This window comes from Streptomyces sp. NPDC059917, from assembly GCF_042730635.1.
Classification (GTDB): domain Bacteria; phylum Actinomycetota; class Actinomycetes; order Streptomycetales; family Streptomycetaceae; genus Streptomyces.
Map to the genome: position 1 here is coordinate 1 of NZ_JBHWLC010000070.1, position 17,859 is coordinate 17,859.

11 protein-coding genes and 2 pseudogenes are annotated in these 17,859 nt (G+C 73.3%); 6 read left to right on the forward strand and 7 right to left on the reverse strand.

Annotated features, from left to right (window positions below):
- The 3 genes and pseudogenes from ACFWAR_RS30805 to lgt all read left to right on the forward strand — a co-directional run.
- Positions 1-137 (forward strand): annotated as a pseudogene (locus ACFWAR_RS30805) (tryptophan synthase subunit alpha); the annotation flags it as partial.
- 43 nt (positions 138-180) lie between these two features.
- Positions 181-1,017, forward strand: a pseudogene (locus tag ACFWAR_RS30810) (DsbA family protein); the annotation flags it as partial.
- A 328-nt stretch (positions 1,018-1,345) separates the two neighbouring features.
- On the forward strand, positions 1,346-2,341 hold the full coding sequence (lgt, locus tag ACFWAR_RS30815) for a prolipoprotein diacylglyceryl transferase (protein ID WP_385784158.1): 996 nt from the start codon (positions 1,346-1,348) through the stop codon (positions 2,339-2,341).
- Positions 2,342-2,415: 74 nt separating this feature from the next.
- Here lgt and ACFWAR_RS30820 read toward each other — a convergent pair whose 3' ends face one another.
- From ACFWAR_RS30820 to ACFWAR_RS30850, 7 genes are read right to left on the reverse strand one after another with little or no spacing between them, the layout of a single operon-like run.
- A complete protein-coding gene (locus ACFWAR_RS30820) occupies positions 2,416-3,237 on the reverse strand; it encodes an HpcH/HpaI aldolase/citrate lyase family protein (RefSeq protein WP_385784161.1) in 822 nt (273 codons plus the stop codon).
- A complete protein-coding gene (locus ACFWAR_RS30825; RefSeq protein ID WP_385784164.1) occupies positions 3,234-4,457 on the reverse strand; it encodes a CaiB/BaiF CoA transferase family protein in 1,224 nt (407 codons plus the stop codon). Before ACFWAR_RS30825 ends, ACFWAR_RS30820 begins: the two co-directional genes overlap by 4 nt.
- Entirely contained in the window at positions 4,454-5,359 is a 906-nt protein-coding gene (gene rbsK / locus ACFWAR_RS30830) for a ribokinase (protein WP_385784166.1), read from the reverse strand. The genes ACFWAR_RS30825 and rbsK overlap by 4 nt, the downstream gene beginning before the upstream one ends.
- Positions 5,356-6,783, reverse strand: a complete 1,428-nt coding sequence (locus ACFWAR_RS30835; RefSeq protein WP_385784169.1) for an ADP-ribosylglycohydrolase family protein — start codon at positions 6,781-6,783, stop codon at positions 5,356-5,358. The genes rbsK and ACFWAR_RS30835 overlap by 4 nt, the downstream gene beginning before the upstream one ends.
- On the reverse strand, positions 6,780-7,925 hold the full coding sequence (locus tag ACFWAR_RS30840; RefSeq protein WP_385784172.1) for an ADP-ribosylglycohydrolase family protein: 1,146 nt from the start codon (positions 7,923-7,925) through the stop codon (positions 6,780-6,782). The genes ACFWAR_RS30835 and ACFWAR_RS30840 overlap by 4 nt, the downstream gene beginning before the upstream one ends.
- Positions 7,922-9,154, reverse strand: a complete 1,233-nt coding sequence (locus tag ACFWAR_RS30845) for an ADP-ribosylglycohydrolase family protein (protein ID WP_385784174.1) — start codon at positions 9,152-9,154, stop codon at positions 7,922-7,924. Before ACFWAR_RS30845 ends, ACFWAR_RS30840 begins: the two co-directional genes overlap by 4 nt.
- The gene (locus ACFWAR_RS30850; RefSeq protein ID WP_385784237.1) at positions 9,151-10,128 is read right to left on the reverse strand and encodes an ADP-ribosylglycohydrolase family protein; all 978 of its coding nucleotides are present in this window, start codon (positions 10,126-10,128) and stop codon (positions 9,151-9,153) included. The genes ACFWAR_RS30845 and ACFWAR_RS30850 overlap by 4 nt, the downstream gene beginning before the upstream one ends.
- A 449-nt stretch (positions 10,129-10,577) precedes the next feature.
- Here ACFWAR_RS30850 and ACFWAR_RS30855 point away from each other — a divergent pair, with 449 nt between their 5' ends.
- From ACFWAR_RS30855 to ACFWAR_RS30865, 3 genes are all read left to right on the forward strand, one after another.
- Complete coding sequence (locus ACFWAR_RS30855; RefSeq protein ID WP_385784177.1) at positions 10,578-11,309, forward strand: VIT1/CCC1 transporter family protein; 732 nt, start codon at positions 10,578-10,580, stop codon at positions 11,307-11,309.
- A 373-nt stretch (positions 11,310-11,682) separates the two neighbouring features.
- Positions 11,683-16,242, forward strand: a complete 4,560-nt coding sequence (gltB, locus tag ACFWAR_RS30860; protein WP_385784239.1) for a glutamate synthase large subunit — start codon at positions 11,683-11,685, stop codon at positions 16,240-16,242.
- Positions 16,235-17,695, forward strand: coding sequence for a glutamate synthase subunit beta (locus ACFWAR_RS30865; protein WP_385784180.1), 1,461 nt, complete (start codon positions 16,235-16,237; stop codon positions 17,693-17,695). The genes gltB and ACFWAR_RS30865 overlap by 8 nt, the downstream gene beginning before the upstream one ends.
- Positions 17,696-17,859: the final 164 nt, after the last annotated feature.

Consider the following 17,859-nt stretch of genomic DNA (forward strand, 5'->3'; position numbering starts at 1 on the left):
TCGCGGTCTTCGCGGACGGCGTGATCGTCGGCTCGGCCTTCGTCAAGCTCCTCCTGGACGCCCCGGACCTCCCGACCGGCCTCGCGGCCGTGCAGTCCCTGGCGGCCGAGCTTGCGGAAGGCGTACGCAGGAGCTAGGCGCGGCCGATCGCGAACGGGGTTCTGTAGCCCGTTCGGGTGGATGTGGGAGCGGGGAGGCACGAGAGTGCCTCCCCGCTTCGTTTGGCGGGGCGTGAGTGACAAGAACGACGGTGCGAACCGCGATGCGAAGAGAACGGCCCGCGAGCGACTCCTGGTGGAGCGCGAGCGGCAGAAGAGCAAGGACAAGCGCCGCCGGACCCTGGTGGTGTCCGCCGCGGTCGTCGGCGTACTGGGCCTCGCGGCCGTAGTCGGACTGCTCGCGGCCAATGCGGGCAAGAGCGGCGCGGACAAGGACAAGGCCGGTCCGGTCGTGGCCCCCTCGGGAGCCTCGGGCAAGGACGCCCTCGCGATCCAGAACGGCAAGGACTCCGCGAAGTCGACCCTGACGATCTGGGAGGACTTCCGCTGCCCGGCCTGCAAGTCCTTCGAGGACGCCTACCGCGCCACCGTCCACGACCTGGTCGCGAAGGGACAGCTCAAGGTCGAGTACCACCTGGTGACGCTGATCGACGGCAACATGAGCGGCAGCGGCTCCTTGAAGGCGGCCAATGCCGCGGCCTGCGCGCAGGACGTCGGGAAGTTCCCGGCGTACCACGACGTCCTCTTCGAGAACCAGCCGAAGGAGGTCGACGACGCCTACGGCAAGAACGCCCGGCTGATCGAGCTGGCCGGCAAGGTGGACGGCCTGGACACCCCCGCCTTCCGCCAGTGCGTCGAGGGCGCGACCCACAACAGCTGGGTCGCCAAGTCCTACGACGCCTTCAAGGCGCAGAAGTTCCGCGGCACGCCCACGATCCTGCTCGACGGCAAGGACATCTTCGCGGACCAGGCCAACCCGCTCACCCCGGAGAAGTTGAAGGCGAAGGTCACGGCGGCGGCCGGCGCCGGAGCCCCCGCGCAGTCGTCGCCCGAGGGGTCGCCGCAGGCATCGGCGCGCCCGTCGGCATCGGCATCGGGTCGGCCCTCGGCCCGCAGCTCGGCGGGCAGCTCCGCCCGTAGCTCCTCGGGCACGTCGGCGGGCACGTCGGCGGGCAGTTCGTCGGGCACGGCGGCGGGCAGTTCTTCGGGCAGTTCGGCGGTCGACGGGGACTGATCCGGCGGCCTCGGGTCCGTGCCCGCCGGATGATCGGCAGGTGTCGATTTGACGCCAGCTTGCCGGGCGGGTTGCGGTGCCCACCGCCCGGCAAGGTAGCGTCTGGGTTGCCATGGAACTTGCTTACATTCCCAGCCCGTCGACCGGTGTGGTCCATCTCGGACCGATCCCGCTGCGCGGCTACGCGTTCTGCATCATCATCGGCGTCTTCGTCGCCGTCTGGCTCGGCAACAAGCGCTGGGTCGCGCGCGGTGGCCAGCCGGGCACGGTGGCGGACATCGCCGTGTGGGCGGTTCCGTTCGGCCTGGTCGGCGGACGCCTCTACCACGTGATCACCGACTACCAGCTCTACTTCGGCGAGGGCCGCAACTGGGTCGACGCCTTCAAGATCTGGGAGGGCGGCCTCGGCATCTGGGGTGCGATCGCGCTGGGCGCGGTCGGTGCCTGGATCGGTTGTCGCCTGCGCGGCATCCCGCTGCCCGCCTGGGCGGACGCGCTGGCTCCGGGCATCGCGGTGGCCCAGGCCTTCGGCCGCTGGGGCAACTGGTTCAACCAGGAGCTGTACGGCCGCGCCACCGACGTGCCGTGGGCGCTGGAGATCAGCGACGGCCCGAACCGGGTCGCGGGCACCTACCACCCGACCTTCCTGTACGAGTCGCTGTGGTGCCTCGGCGTCGCGGCCCTGGTGATCTGGGCCGACCGCCGCTTCAAGCTGGGCCACGGCCGGGCGTTCGCGCTCTACGTCGCCGCCTACTGCGTCGGGCGCAGCTGGATCGAGTACATGCGGGTCGACGAGGCGCACCACGTGCTGGGCCTGCGGCTCAACGTGTGGACGGCCATCGTGGTCTTCGTGGCCGCCGTGGCCTACCTGATCCTGTCGGCGCGGCTGCGGCCGGGCCGCGAGGAGATCGTCGAGCCGGTCCGCAGCACCCCGGAGGGCAAGGACGCGGCCGGTGCTCCGGCCGACCAGAAGTCCGCGACCTCCGACAAGGCCGACAAGGCCGAGAAGTCAGAGAAGCCCGTGAAGGCCGTGAAGCCGAAGAAGGCCGATGCGGCCGCCGCGGACGAGGAGCCGGCGGACGAGAAGCCCGAGGCCAAGAAGCTCTGACCCGCGCGCAGCGTCACCGCGTCACCGCTTCACACCGTGCTCCGCCGGATCCGATCCGGCGGAGCACGCGTGCGTCACGACAGCACCCGGGGCTCCCGTCGGGAGAGGGCCATGACCTGCTCCGCGCCCGCCAGGACCGCCGGATCCACGAACCGGCCGTCGGGCAGGGCCTGGGCGCCCGGGGTGCGGCGCGCCGCCGCGACGACCTGCTCGGCCGCGGCGATCTCGGCGGGCCCCGGCAGGTAGGCCCGCTCGATCACCGGGAGCTGCCGCGGGTGGATCGCGGCCCGGCCCAGGAACCCGAGCGCGCGGCCCCGGACGCAGGACTCGGCCAGTGCCTCCAGGTCGCGGATGTCCGGGAAGACGGACTGCGGCGGGGGCGCCAGACCGGCCGCCCGGGCCGCCACGACCACCCGGGAGCGCGGCCAGTCGAGCCCCGCGTCCGCGCTCACGCCGAGGTCCGCCCGCAGGTCCGACTCGCCGAGGGAGAGCCCGCGCAGCGCCGGGTGGGCGCGGGCGATCTCGTACGCGCGCTCCACGCCCAGCGCCGACTCCAGCAGCGCGTACAGGGCCACCCCGCCGGTCCGGTCCGCGACCGTGGCGATCTGTTCCGGCGCCGTGATCTTGGGCAGCCGCAGCCCCGAGAGGCCGTGCAGCCCGGACAGCGCGGCCAGGTCCGCCAGCGCCCAGGGCGTGTCCAGGGCGTTCACCCGGACGTACACCGGAGTCGGGGGCCGGTGCTGGAGCAGCTCCGCCGTGGCCGCGCGGGCGTACTCCTTGCGGGAGACCGGTACCGCGTCCTCCAGGTCCACGATCACCGCGTCCGCGCCGCAGCCGAGCGCCTTCGCGACGACCTCCGGCCGGTCCCCGGGTACGTACAGCCAGGTCAGGATCACAGCGCTCCCTCGGTCCGCAGGACGTCGATCTCCGCTCCGGACAATCCCAGTTCGGCCAGCACCGCCTCGGTGTCCGCGCCGTGCGCGCGGCCCGCCCAGCGGATGGCGCCCGGCGTCTCGGACAGCCGGAAGAGGACGTTCTGCATCCGCAGCGGGCCGAGGTCCGGGTCGTCGACCTCGGTGACCGTGTCCAGGGCCGCGTACTGCGGATCGGCCAGCACGTCGCGCACGTCGTAGACCGGTGCGACCGCCGCCTGTGCCTCCTCGAAGGCCGCGACCACCTCGTCCGCCTTGTGCCGGGCGATCCACCCGCCGACCGCCTCGTCCAGGACGGCCGCGTGCGCGGCCCGCCCCGAGCCCGTCGTGAACCACGGCTCGTCGATCAGCTCCGGTCGGCCGACCAGTCGCACCACCCGCTCCGCGATCGACTGGGCCGAGGTGGAGACGGCGAGCCAGCGGCCGTCCGCGCTGCGGTAGGTGTTGCGCGGGGCGTTGTTCGTGGACCGGTTGCCGGTGCGGGGCTGCACGTAGCCGAGCTGGTCGTACCAGAGGGGGTGCGGGCCGAGGACGGTCAGGATCGGCTCGATGATGGCCAGATCCACGACCTGCCCCGCGCCGGTGCGGTCGCGCCCCGCGAGCGCGGCCATGACGGCGTACGCGGTGGCCAGCGCGGCGATCGAGTCCGCCAGCCCGAAGGGGGGCAGGGTCGGCGGCCCGTCGGGCTCCCCGGTCATCGCGGCGAACCCGCTCATGGCCTCGGCGAGGGTGCCGAAGCCCGGGCGGTGGGCGTAGGGGCCGAACTGGCCGAAGCCGGTCACCCGGGTCAGCACCAGCCGGGGGTTGGCGGCGGACAGCTCCGCCCAGCCCAGCCCCCACTTCTCCAGGGTGCCGGGACGGAAGTTCTCGATGATCACGTCGGACCCGGCGGCGAGCCGCAGCAGCACCTCGCGGCCGCCGGGCGTGGACAGGTCGAGGGTCATGGTCCGCTTGTTGCGGCCCAGTAGCTTCCACCACAGGCCGATGCCGTCCTTGGCGGGACCGTGGCCGCGCGACGGATCGGGGCGCCGGGGATGCTCGACCTTGAGCACGTCGGCGCCGAAGTCGCCGAGCATGGTCGCGGCCAGCGGTCCGGCGAAGAGGGTGGCCAGGTCGAGGACGCGCAGCCCGGCGAGCGGGCCGGGGGCGGCGCCGGTGGCCGCCGCGGGGGCGGGGGCGGTCACGGCCGGGGTCCGGTGCCCGCGAAGGCGTCCGTCTCGGCGCGCGAGGGCATCGAGTCCTGGGCGCCGGCCCGCTGCACCGACAGCGCCGCCGCCGCCGAGGCCCAGGCCAGGGCCGCACGCATGGTGCGCCCCTCGCCGAGCGCCACGGCGAGCGCGCCGACGAAGGTGTCCCCGGCCGCGGTGGTGTCCACGGGCCGGACCCGGGGCGCGGGCACGGTGTACGGAGCCTGCCCGCGCGCCGCGTGCAGGGCCCCGACCGCGCCCAGGGTGATGACCACTTCCGGTACGTCGTGCAGCAGGGCGTCCGCCGCCAGCCGCGGGTCGGTCAGCCCGGTGAGCGCCGCCGCCTCGTGCTCGTTGGGCACCAACAGATCGACGGCGGCGAGGAGTTCGACGGGCAGCGATTGGGCGGGGGCGGGCGTGAGGACCGTACGCACGCCGTGCGCGCGGGCGGCGCGGGCGCCCGCCAGGACGGCGCTCAGCGGCAGTTCGAGCTGGAGCAGGAGGGAGTCGCAGGCGGCGATCCGGGCCTCGTCGCCGGCCTCCAGGCCGGTGACCCCGGCGTTGGCGCCCGGGATCACGATGATCGAGTTGGCGCCCTCGTCGTCCACGGTGATGTGCGCGGTGCCGCTGGCGCCCTCGACGGTGCGCAGCGCCGCCGTCTCCACCCCGGCGGCCGAGAGCGCGGAGCGCAGCCGTACCCCGAAGGGATCCGCGCCGACCGCCCCGATCATCGTGACCTCCCCGCCGCTGCGGGCGGCGGCGACGGCCTGGTTGGCGCCCTTCCCGCCGGGGACGGTGCGGAACTCGCGGCCGGTGACGGTCTCCCCGAGGCGGGGGGCCTTGGGGACGTAGGCGACGAGGTCCATGTTGGTGCTGCCGAGCACGGCGATGGCCGTCATGAGCGTGCTGCCTCCTGTGCGGTGAGGTGGGCGAGGGTGTCGAAGCCGATGCCGTCGAATCCGGGGACGCTGGTCGCGAGCCGGTTCTTCAGCGGGGCGGTCCAGCGGTGCGGGAGGCGGTCGGGCGATCCGGCGAGCAGTCCGGCGAGCGCGCCCGCGGTCGCGCCGTTGGAGTCGGTGTCCCAACCGCCGGACACGGCGCGGCAGATGGAGCCGGTGAAGTCGCCGTCGGCGTGGGTGAGGGCGGCCGCGATCAGCGCGGTGTTGGGGACGGCGTGCACCCAGTGGTAGTGGCCGTAGCGCTCGTGCAGCCGGTCGACCACGTCGTCGAAGCGGGGGTGTTCGTGCGCGGCCCGCAGGGCGAACCCGACCGCCTCGGCGAGCCGGGAGCGCGGCGGTACGACGGCCAGCCCGGCGGCGAGCGCGCCGTGCGCGTCGGCCCCCGGGGCGGCCGCGGCGGCGGTGGCGGCGGCGACGAACAGGGCGGCGTAGACGCCGTTGCCGGTGTGGGTGAGGACCGCGTCCCGGTGGGCCTGGGCCGCGGCGGCCACCGGATCGCCGGGGTGGGTCCAGCCGTGGACGTCGGCGCGGATGAGGGCGCCGATCCACTCGCGGAACGGGTTGTGGCGGGTGGCGGTTGCGGGCGGCTCCAGGCCGAGCAGGAGGTTGCGGTACGCGACCCGCTCGGCGGTGAAGGTGCGCCCGGCCGGCAGCTCGTCGAGCCAGAGCCGGGCGACGTCCGCGGTGGTGAAGCCCTTGCCGTGGCGCTGGAGCAGGAGCAGGTTCAGCAGCGGGTAGTTGAGGTCGTCGTCCTCGGGGGTCCCGTCGATGTTCTCGGCGAGGGAGGTCGGCGCGGAGCGGTGGTTCCAGGGGTGCGCGGCGAGCAGCTCCGCGGGGACCCCGCGGGCGGTGAACCAGTCGTCCAGCGGCCAGTTCCCGGTGGCCCGGGCCAGTGCGCGGATCCCGGCGAGCGGCAGCTTCTCGACGGGCTTCCCGAGCACGCACCCCGCGGCCCGCCCGAGCCAGGCGGCCTCCAGCCGGTCCGCCGCCGCCGCATCCGGCGCGGGGGCGGGGGCGCGGGTCGGGTGTCCGTCGGGGCCCGGGTGCGGGGGCCAGGTGGCGGTGACGGCGGGCCAGGAGGTGGGTTCGTCCGCCGTCGACGGGTGGGGGAGGGCGGCCAGTCGGTCCAGGATCCGGATGGCGAGGGCGCGCAGGTGCGGGGCCGCCGGGGTGGACGAGGCGCCGGCCCGGGCGGGGGCCGGGCGGCCGCCCGCCGCCAGCCAGGCCCGCCGCAACGGCCGCGCGGCCGGGCCCCGCCCGTCCTCCTCGGCCTGGCGCAGCTCGTGCCCGACCAGGTCCTCGGGCTGCGCCCAGGTCAGCCGGACGCCCCCCGGCGCGGGGGCCACCGCGGCGGCCCGGCTCATCGGGGCCCGGCGATCGCGGCGAAGGCGTGCTCGTGGGCCCGGCGCCGGGCGCGGTCGAGGTCGAAGACCTCGCGGGCCACCCGGGCCAGGGCCGCCGCGGGGGCGTGCAGGTCGAGGCGGCTCGCCTCGGCGACCTCCTTGGCCCACGCCTCGGGCACCGCCGCCGCGCCGCCCATGGCCCCGGCCAGCGCCCCCGCCATCGTGGCGATCGAGTCGCAGTCCCGGCCGTAGTTGACGCCGCCGAGCACGGCCTCCTCGTAGCGGCCGTCCGCGACCAGCAACATCCCGAGCGCCACCGGGAGTTCCTCGATCGCGTGCAGCCGGGAGGGCCGACGGGCGCCGAGGGAGGGGGCGCGGTAGTCCGGGCCGACCGAGTCGTAGGGGGCCACCGCCGCCCGCAACGGCGCGATCGCGGAGGCGAAGTCCCGGTGCAGGGAGGCGGTTTCGGCGACCGCTTCGATCGCGGCCCGGGTGCCGTCCTTGGCCAGGGCGAGCGTCGCCTCGACCACCGAGGCGGCGCTCGCCCCCGGCAGGCAGGCCGCCGCCACCGCCGCGGCGAACACCCCGGCGGCCTCCCGCCCGTAGGACGACTGGTGGGCGCCGGCGATGTCCAGCGCCTCCGCGTACGCGCCCGCGGGGTTGCCCGCGTTCACGATGCCGACCGGCGCCGCGTACATCGCGGCCCCGCAGTTGACGATGTTCCCGCTGCCCGCCTCGCGCGGGTCCACGTGGCCGTAGTGCAGCCGGGCCACGATCCACTTCTCGGCGAGGAAGATCCGCTGCAACGGCAGGGCCCGCGCCTCCAGTTCCGGGATCCAGCGCGGCGTCGACATCAGGTCGGGGACGAGGTGGTCGGCGACCGCGTAGGCGTCCAGGTGGTCGCGCACCGCCTCGTAGACGCGCACCAGCGCGTGCGTCATCAAGGTGTCGTCGGTGACGTGGCCGTCGCCCTTGTGGTAGGGCGCGATGGGGCGCGCGGTGCGCCAGTCCTCGTACCAGGGGCCGACGACGCCCCGTACCGGACCGCCGTGGCGTTCCACGATCTGCTCCGGTGACCAGCCCTCCACCGGGCCGCCGAGCGCGTCCCCGACGGCCGCGCCGACCAGGCAGCCCGCGGCCCGGTCCTCGAGTGTGAGCGTCATGTCCGAATCATCCCCTGGGGCTTGAGTTCCTTGGGCGAGGTGAGTTCCGTCCGCGCGAGGAGCGCGGCGAGTTCCACGAGGTCGGTGCCGGCGAGGCGGGGCAGCGCGCAGCCGGACAGGGTGCGGCAGGCGTCGCGCCAGGCGGCGGCGATCGATTCGCCGCCGCCGAGCGCGCCGGTCAGCGCCCCGGCGAGGGCGGGCGCCGAATCCGCGACGCGGGACAGGCAGGCGGCCGCCGGTACCGCTTCGGCGACCCGGCCGCGGGCGGCCGTCGCGAGGGCGAGGGCGACCGGGACGGTCTCGGCGGCGGCGATGCCGTAGCTGTAGACGTGGTCCACGATCTGGTGTTCCAGCAGCGGCACGATGGCGAAGGCGCCGCCGCTCGCGTGCGCGCGGGCGAGGGACACGGCGTGCCGGGCGTTGCGGCCGATCTCGGTGGTGGCGGGCAGTTGGTCGAGTGCGGCGTCCACGGCCGCGTCGGTGCCGGCGCCGGTCAGGGCGGTGGCGACGGCGGCGGCCATCGCGCGGGCGCCGTGCACGCCGTCGCCGTCCTGGGTGTAGCGGGCGTCGAACTCGGCGAGGTCGGCGGCCGCGACCGGGTCCCCGGGGTGGACGACCGCGAGGACGCAGGCGCGGACGCAGGCGGCGTCGTCGAAGTAGTGCGGGTTGTCGTGCCCGGTGGCGGGCGGGCGCAGGCCGGCCGCGAGGTTGCCGAGCCCGGCCCGTACGGAGATCCGCGCGCGCAGCGGCAGGACCGCCGACTCGACCTCGGGGGCCCGCTCGGCGGCCGCCGCGACCTCGCTGGCCAGGGCGTTCCAGGCCAGGTCGATCGCGGCCCGCATGCGCCGGGACCGGCTCAGGTCGCTGAGCAGGGCCCCGGCGGCGGTGAGCACGGACTCGGCGGCGAAGGCGGCCCACTCGGCGTCGTCGCTCGGGCCGAGGCGCAGGGGTTCGGGGGGCTGGTTGAGGGCGATGGGGACGGGGAGGGTGGTGGTGGCGTTCTGCTCGGCGAAGGTGTCCAGCTCGCGGGTGAGGCGGCGGGTCCATTCGGGCATCCGGCTTGCCCGGTGCCGCGCGGCGGGCCACCCGGCCGCGTCCCCCGCGGCCAGCCCGAGCAGCAGCCCCTCGATCCGCCGCACGTCCGACGCGGGCGCGGGTTCGGGCGCTGGGGTTTCGGGGTGGGTGGGGGTGGCGGCGGGGGCCGGGTGGGGGAGCGGGGGTGCGGTCATGGGGAGGGCTCGGTTTCCGGGGTGAGGAGGTCCGCGATGTCCAGGACGTGGTAGCCCCGCATCGAGGGCAGGCAGCTGCCCCGTACCGGGCCGATCGCCGAGGACCACGCGGCGGGGATGGCGGCGGCTCCCGACAGCGCGCCGGCCAGGGCGCCCGCGACGGCCGCGGTGGTGTCGGCGTCGCGGCCCATGTTGACGGCGGTCAGCACGGACTCCGCGAAGTCCCCGCCGCACGCGGCGAACGCGCCGAAGGCCAGGCCCACCGCCTCCGGCGCCAGGTCCGTCCAGGGGTAGCCGCCGATGACCACCGCCGAGCGCACCGCCCGTTCGCCGCGCGGGGCGGCCGTCACGGCCCGGCGCAGCGAACGGGCCGTCCAGGAGTCCGAGGGGATGACGGACAGGGCCGCCGAGATCACCGAGGCCGCCGATCCGCCCGCCATGGCCGCGGCCACGCCCGCCGCGACGGCCTGGCCGCCGTAGATGCCCTCGCCGTCGTGGCTGACCGTGCCGTCGATCGCGACGAGCCGGGCCGCCTCGGCCGGGCGTCCGGCCGCGAAGACCCCGAAGGGCGCGGCCCGCATGGCCAGGCCGTCCGACCACGCGTGCCGGTGCTGCGCGGAGATGGGCGCGGCGAGCCCGCGCCGCAGGTTCTCCAGCGTGCCGCGCTCCGAGAAGCCCGCACCGCGGAAGGGACCCTCGTCCAGGTCCGCGATCCAGTGGTGCCAGGCCCGTTCGACGTGCGCGACGGTCAGCGCCGACCCGTGCCGGGCCAGCAGCAGGCCCGAGAAGATCGCGTACTCGGTGTCGTCCGTCCCGGCCGGGTCGTCCGAGACGAAGCCCTCGATCCGGCCCCACTTGGCCCGGATCTGCGAGGGCTTCATGTTCTCCGCCGGGGCGCCCAGCGCGTCACCCACCGCGAGGCCCAGCAGAGCGCCCCGGGCCCGGTCGAGCACGACCCGCGGACGGTCCTCCACGACCCGGGGACGGTCCTCCACGACCCGGGGACGGTCCTGCACGACCCGCGGACGGTCCTGCGCACGCGACGGCGGACAGGCCTGCGGATGCGGCTCCGGATGCGGCTCCGGTTGCGTCTCCGGATGCGGCTGCGGATGCCACTGCGGATCGGATGCGATCAGCTCCATGGGCGCGCCTCTCCACTTGGTGGAACTCATCATGAGCCCATGGGGGATTTGTGCCATGGCATCGGGTTTGTCGCTTGCCGCGAAACACCCCTCGAACCTCCCCGTCACCCGGTCGCCGAGGGGCGAAAGCCCTGGTAAGTACGGCCTACCTTGCTGGCGGCGGTCAGAAATCGTGCGTAGTTTCGAGGTGTTCAGGGGGAGTGGGTGCCTGCACAGGACCCGGGCATACCCGTGTCGTGCTCGCGCGCACCCATTTCGCATCAAAAGGGGAGTAGAACCACATGTCCATCATCGACATCGAAGCACCGCTGCACGAGGCCCACCGCGACAACCACACCCACCGTGACGTCAACGGTGGCTGGCTGCGCCCGGCCGTCTTCGGTGCCATGGACGGACTGGTCTCCAACCTCGCCCTGATGACCGGTGTGGCGGGCGGTGCGGTCGCGACGCAGACCATCGTCATCACCGGGCTCGCGGGTCTGGCCGCGGGCGCCTTCTCGATGGCGGCCGGTGAGTACACCTCGGTCGCCTCCCAGCGCGAGCTGGTCCTCGCCGAGCTCGACATCGAGCGCCAGCAGCTGAAGAAGCACCCCGTCGACGAGATGGAGGAGCTGGCCGAGCTCTACGTCTCGCGCGGGGTCGAACCCGCCCTCGCCCGCGAGGTCGCGATGCAGCTGTCCCGCGACCCGGAGCAGGCGCTGGAGATCCACGCCCGCGAGGAGCTCGGCATCGACCCGGACGACCTGCCGTCGCCGCTGGTCGCCGCGGTGTCGTCGTTCGGCGCCTTCGCGCTCGGCGCGCTGCTGCCCGTCCTGCCGTACCTGCTCGGCGCGACCGCGCTGTGGCCCGCGGTGCTGCTGGCCCTGGTCGGCCTGTTCCTGTGCGGCGCCGTCGTCTCCCGGGTCACCGCCCGGTCCTGGTGGTACAGCGGCATGCGCCAGCTGCTCCTGGGTGGCGCGGCCGCGGGTGTGACGTACATCCTGGGCACGTGGATCGGTGGCGTCGTAGGCTGACCGCTCGAAAGATGAGACACTATGCAGAGAGCCGCATAAGTAGTTCGTTACTCACCAGTTTCGATCGGTTTCGATCGTGTGACCGGCGGGCAATAGTTCTAGGGCGGCCGGGCAATGATGCCCAGCCCACCCGGGACTTCCGCCCCGCGCATCCGCCCGCGCAGGTCCCCTCTTTCCGATTCGCGCAGTGTCCGCATGCTGGAACGAGATATCCGGTTCCCGGGATTGCCGCCATCATGTAACCTGCACGAAATTTCGCAGAGGGCCAACGTCGTCCCTCGGCTATGCATATGCCACGACGACGACGGGAGTCCCGATGCGTTCCGCATCCACGCACTCCGCGACCGGCCCCAGCACCACCGCCTGGTCGCCCATGGACGGTCGCCCCGCCCAGCAGGGCATGTACGACCCGCGCAACGAGCACGACGCCTGTGGCGTCGGTTTCGTGGCCAACCTCACCGGCGAGGCCAGCCACACGCTGGTCGAGCAGGCGCTGACCGTACTGCGGAACCTCGAACACCGCGGGGCCACCGGCTCCGAGCCCGACTCGGGTGACGGCGCGGGCATCCTCAGCCAGGTCCCCGACGCGTTCCTGCGCGAGGTCACCGACTTCGAGCTGCCCGAGGCCGGCGCCTACGCCGTCGGCATCGCCTTCCTCCCCGCCGACGACTCCGCACAGGCCGTCGCGCAGATCGAGGCCATCGCCGCCGAGGAGCACCTCACCGTGCTCGGCTGGCGCGAGGTGCCCGTCGCCCCCGACCTGCTCGGCAACGGCGCCCGCGCCACCATGCCGGCCTTCGCCCAGCTCTTCGTGAGCAACGGCAGCACCGGCATCGAGCTGGACCGCAAGGCGTTCGTGCTGCGCAAGCGCGCCGAGCGCGAAGCGGGCGTGTACTTCCCCTCGCTGTCCGCCCGCACCATCGTCTACAAGGGCATGCTGACCACCGGCCAGCTGGAGCCCTTCTTCCCGGACCTCTCCGACCGCCGCTTCGCCTCGACGCTGGCCCTGGTCCACTCGCGGTTCTCGACGAACACCTTCCCGTCCTGGCCGCTCGCCCACCCGTACCGCTTCGTCGCGCACAACGGCGAGATCAACACGGTCAAGGGCAACCGCAACTGGATGAAGGCCCGCGAGTCCCAGCTGGCCTCCGGCGTCTTCGGCGAGGGCGCGCTGGAGCGGATCTTCCCGATCTGTACGCCCGACGCCTCCGACTCGGCGTCCTTCGACGAGGTCCTGGAGCTGATCCACCTCGGTGGCCGCTCGCTCCCGCACAGCGTGCTGATGATGATCCCCGAGGCGTGGGAGAACCACACCTCGATGGACCCGGCCCGCCGCGCGTTCTACCAGTACCACTCCACCCTGATGGAGCCCTGGGACGGCCCGGCCTGCGTCACCTTCACCGACGGCACCCAGGTCGGCGCGGTCCTCGACCGCAACGGTCTGCGCCCCGGCCGCTACTGGGTCACCGACGACGGCCTCGTCGTCCTCGGCTCCGAGGTCGGCGTCCTCGACATCGACCCGGCCAAGGTCGTCCGCAAGGGCCGCCTGCAGCCCGGCAAGATGTTCCTCGTCGACACCGCCCAGAAGCGGATCATCGAGGACGACGAGATCAAGGCCGAGCTCGCGGGCGCCGCTCCGTACGCCGAGTGGCTCGAAGCCGGTGAGATCGAGCTGGAGGACCTCCCCGAGCGCGAGCACATCGTGCACACCCACGCCTCGGTCACGCGCCGCCAGCAGACCTTCGGGTACACCGAGGAAGAGCTGAAGATCATCCTGGCGCCGATGGCCCGCACCGGCGGCGAGCCGCTCGGTTCCATGGGCACGGACTCCCCGATCGCGGCCCTGTCCGAGCGCCCCCGGCTGCTCTTCGACTACTTCACCCAGCTCTTCGCGCAGGTCACCAACCCGCCGCTGGACGCCATCCGCGAGGAGCTCGTCACCTCGCTGCTGTCCTCCCTGGGCCCCGAGGGCAACCTGCTGGAGCCGACCTCCGCGTCGTGCCGCAGCGTCACCCTGCCCTTCCCGGTGATCGACAACGACGAGCTGGCCAAGCTCGTCCACATCAACGCCGACGGCGACATGTCCGGCATGAAGGCCGCCACCCTCTCGGGCCTCTACCGGGTCTCGGGCGGCGGCGAGGCGCTCGCCGCGCGGATCGAGGAGATCCGCGCCGAGGCCGACGCCGCCATAGAGAACGGCGCCCGCCTGATCGTCCTGTCGGACCGCCACTCCGACGCCGAGCACGCGCCGATCCCCTCGCTGCTGCTCACCGCCGCCGTGCACCACCACCTCATCGCCACCAAGCAGCGCACCCAGGTGGGTCTGCTGATCGAGGCCGGCGACGTCCGCGAGGTCCACCACGTCGCCCTGCTCATCGGCTACGGCGCGGCCGCGGTCAACCCGTACCTGGCCATGGAGTCCGTCGAGGACCTGCTGCGCGCGGGCACCTTCCTGGCGGACCTGGAGCCCGAGCAGGCCATCCGGAACCTGATCTACGCGCTCGGCAAGGGCGTCCTGAAGGTCATGTCCAAGATGGGCATCTCCACGGTCGCCTCCTACCGGGGCGCCCAGGTCTTCGAGGCCATCGGCCTCAACGAGGACTTCGTCGGCACCTACTTCAGCGGCACCGCCACCAAGATCGGCGGCGCCGGCCTGGACGTCATCGCCAAGGAGGTGGCCGCGCGCCACGCCAAGGCGTACCCCGTCTCCGGCATCGCCCCGGCGCACCGCGCGCTGGAGATCGGCGGCGAGTACCAGTGGCGCCGCGAGGGCGAGCCGCACCTGTTCGACCCGGACACGGTCTTCCGCCTCCAGCACGCCACCCGCAACCGCCGGTACGACATCTTCAAGCAGTACACGGACCGGGTGAACGAGCAGTCCGAGCGGCTGATGACGCTCCGCGGCCTGTTCGGCTTCAAGACGAGCGCGAACGGCGAGGGCGCCGGCGCCCGTCCGGCGATCTCCATCGACGAGGTCGAGTCGGTCGCCGACATCGTCAAGCGCTTCTCCACGGGCGCCATGTCGTACGGATCCATCTCGCGCGAGGCCCACGAGACCCTCGCCATCGCCATGAACCAGCTGGGCGCCAAGTCCAACACGGGTGAGGGCGGCGAGGACCCGGACCGCCTGTACGACCCGGCGCGCCGCTCGGCGATCAAGCAGGTCGCCTCCGGCCGCTTCGGCGTCACCAGCGAGTACCTGGTCAACGCGGACGACATCCAGATCAAGATGGCGCAGGGCGCCAAGCCCGGCGAGGGCGGCCAGCTGCCCGGCCACAAGGTCTACCCGTGGGTCGCCAAGACCCGGCACTCCACCCCGGGCGTCGGTCTGATCTCCCCGCCGCCGCACCACGACATCTACTCCATCGAGGACCTGGCTCAGCTGATCCACGACCTCAAGAACGCCAACCCGGTCGCCCGCATCCACGTGAAGCTGGTCTCCGAGGTCGGCGTGGGCACGGTCGCCGCCGGTGTGTCCAAGGCGCACGCGGACGTCGTCCTCATCTCCGGCCACGACGGCGGCACGGGCGCGTCCCCTTTGACCTCGCTCAAGCACGCGGGCGGTCCCTGGGAGCTGGGCCTCGCCGAGACCCAGCAGACGCTGCTGCTCAACGGCCTGCGCGACCGCATCGTCGTGCAGACCGACGGCCAGCTCAAGACCGGCCGCGACGTCATCATCGCCGCGCTGCTCGGCGCCGAGGAGTTCGGTTTCGCGACCGCGCCGCTCGTCGTCTCCGGCTGCGTCATGATGCGCGTCTGCCACCTCGACACCTGCCCCGTCGGCATCGCCACGCAGAACCCGGTCCTGCGCGACCGCTTCTCCGGCAAGCCCGAATTCGTCGTGAACTTCTTCGAGTTCATCGCGGAGGAGGTGCGCGAGCTGCTCGCCGAGCTGGGCTTCCGCACCATCGAGGAGGCCGTCGGTCACGCCGAACTCCTCGACACCACCAAGGCCGTCGCGCACTGGAAGGCCCAGGGACTCGACCTGGACCCGCTCTTCCACGTGCCCGAGCTGCCCGAGGGCGCGGTCCGCCACGCCGTCATCGAGCAGGACCACGGTCTGGCCAAGGCGCTCGACAACGAGCTGATCCGGCTGGCCGCCGACGCGCTGAACGCCCCGAGCGCCGAGGCCGCCCACCCGGTCCGCGCACAGGTCGCGATCCGCAACATCAACCGGACCGTCGGCACCATGCTCGGCCACGAGGTCACCAAGCGGTTCGGCGGCGCGGGCCTGCCCGACGACACCATCGACCTCACCTTCACCGGTTCGGCCGGCCAGTCCTTCGGCGCGTTCCTGCCGCGCGGCATCACGCTGCGCCTGGAGGGCGACGCCAACGACTACGTCGGCAAGGGCCTCTCCGGCGGTCGCGTCGTGGTCCGCCCGGACCGCGGCGCCGACCACCTGGCCGAATACTCGACCATCGCGGGCAACACCATCGGCTACGGCGCGACCGGCGGCGAGATGTTCCTGCGCGGCCGCACCGGCGAGCGCTTCTGCGTCCGCAACTCCGGTGCCCTGGTCGTCTCGGAGGGCGTGGGCGACCACGGCTGCGAGTACATGACCGGCGGCCAGGCCGTGGTCCTGGGCGAGACCGGGCGCAACTTCGCGGCCGGCATGTCGGGCGGCGTCGCGTACGTCATCGACCTCGACCCCTGCAACGTCAACGTCGGCAACGCGGGCGCGGTCGAGACCGACCTGTCCGACGCCGACAAGCAGTGGCTGCACGATGTGGTGCGCCGCCACGAGGAGGAGACCGGCTCGACCGTGGCCGCCAAGCTCCTCGCTGACTGGTCCGTCTCGGTGGACCGCTTCAGCAAGATCATCCCCACCACGTACAAGGCAGTGCTCGCCGCCAAGGACGCCGCTGAGCGGGCCGGACTCTCCGAGTCCGAGACCACCGAGAAGATGATGGAGGCGGCGACCCATGGCTGACCCGAAGGGCTTCCTCACCACCCCCCGCGAGACCGCCTGTTCCCGTCCCGTCGCCGAGCGGCTGAAGGACTGGAACGAGGTCTACGTCCCGGGTTCGCTGCTGCCGATCATCAGCAAGCAGGCCGGTCGCTGCATGGACTGCGGCATCCCGTTCTGCCACAACGGCTGCCCGCTCGGGAACCTGATCCCCGAGTGGAACGACTTCGCCTACCGCGAGGACTGGACCGCCGCGTCCGAGCGCCTGCACGCCACGAACAACTTCCCGGAGTTCACCGGCCGCCTGTGCCCGGCTCCGTGCGAGTCGGCGTGCGTGCTCGGCATCAACCAGCCGGCCGTCACCATCAAGAACGTCGAAGTCTCGATCATCGACAAGGCGTGGGACAACGGCGACGTCACCCCGCAGCCGCCGGACCGGCTCTCCGGCAAGACCGTCGCCGTCATCGGCTCGGGCCCGGCGGGACTCGCCGCCGCCCAGCAGCTGACGCGGGCCGGGCACACGGTCGCGGTGTTCGAGCGCGCGGACCGCATCGGCGGCCTGCTGCGGTACGGCATCCCCGAGTTCAAGATGGAGAAGGTGCACATCAACCGCCGCATCGAGCAGATGCGCGCGGAGGGCACCAAGTTCCGTACGGGCGTCGAGATCGGCCGGGACATCCCGGCCGACGGGCTGCGCCGCCGCTACGACGCGGTCGTCATCGCGGCCGGTGCCACGGTCTCCCGCGACCTCCCGGTCCCGGGCCGCGACCTGAACGGCATCCACTTCGCGATGGAGTACCTGCCGCTGGCGAACAAGGTGCAGGAGGGCGACTTCGTGGCGCCCCCCATCACCGCCGCGGGCAAGCACGTCGTCGTCATCGGCGGCGGTGACACCGGCGCGGACTGCGTGGGCACCGCCCACCGCCAGGGCGCGGCCTCGGTCACCCAGCTGGAGATCATGCCGCGTCCCTCCGAGGACCGGCCCACCGGCCAGCCGTGGCCGACCTTCCCCATGCTGTACAAGGTCACCTCGGCCCACGAGGAGGGCGGCGAGCGGATCTACTCCGTCTCCACCACCCACTTCGAGGGCGACGAGGACGGCAACGTCCAGTCCCTGCACCTGGTCGAGGTGGCCTTCGAGGACGGCAAGCTCGTCCAGAAGGAGGGCACCGAGCGGGTCATCCCGGCGCAGCTGGTCACCCTCGCGATGGGCTTCACCGGCACCGACCAGGCCAACGGCCTGGTGGAGCAGTTCGGCCTGGAGCTGGACGCGCGCGGCAACGTCGCGCGGGACGCCTCGTACGCGACCAACGTGGACGGCGTCTTCGTCGCCGGCGACGCGGGCCGCGGCCAGTCCCTGATCGTGTGGGCCATCGCCGAGGGCCGCTCCGCGGCCCGCGGCGTGGACCGCTTCCTGACGGGCGCGAGCACCCTCCCGTACCCGGTCAAGCCGACGGACCGCTCGCTGATGGTGTAACCCCACCGTGGCCCCCTCCCCTCGCGGGGAGGGACCCGGGGAACGCAGTACCCCTCCCCTCGCGGGGAGGGACCCCTCATACGGTCCGTACAACGGCGTACGGCACTCTGACACGGCGCCCGCCAGTCTCCGACCAGGGAAGGCGGGCGCTGTGGCATGCCCGG

Excerpts from the sequence above, each read along its gene's own strand:
- lgt (WP_385784158.1), top strand. The coding sequence starts at position 1,346 with ATGGAACTTGCTTACATTCCCAGCCCGTCGACCGGTGTGGTCCATCTC.
- rbsK (WP_385784166.1), bottom strand. The coding sequence starts at position 5,359 with ATGACGGCCATCGCCGTGCTCGGCAGCACCAACATGGACCTCGTCGCC.
- ACFWAR_RS30835 (WP_385784169.1), bottom strand. The coding sequence starts at position 6,783 with ATGAGCCGGGCCGCCGCGGTGGCCCCCGCGCCGGGGGGCGTCCGGCTG.
- ACFWAR_RS30840 (WP_385784172.1), bottom strand. The coding sequence starts at position 7,925 with ATGACGCTCACACTCGAGGACCGGGCCGCGGGCTGCCTGGTCGGCGCG.
- ACFWAR_RS30845 (WP_385784174.1), bottom strand. The coding sequence starts at position 9,154 with ATGACCGCACCCCCGCTCCCCCACCCGGCCCCCGCCGCCACCCCCACC.
- ACFWAR_RS30855 (WP_385784177.1), top strand. The coding sequence starts at position 10,578 with ATGTCCATCATCGACATCGAAGCACCGCTGCACGAGGCCCACCGCGAC.
- gltB (WP_385784239.1), top strand. The coding sequence starts at position 11,683 with ATGGACGGTCGCCCCGCCCAGCAGGGCATGTACGACCCGCGCAACGAG.
- ACFWAR_RS30865 (WP_385784180.1), top strand. The coding sequence starts at position 16,235 with ATGGCTGACCCGAAGGGCTTCCTCACCACCCCCCGCGAGACCGCCTGT.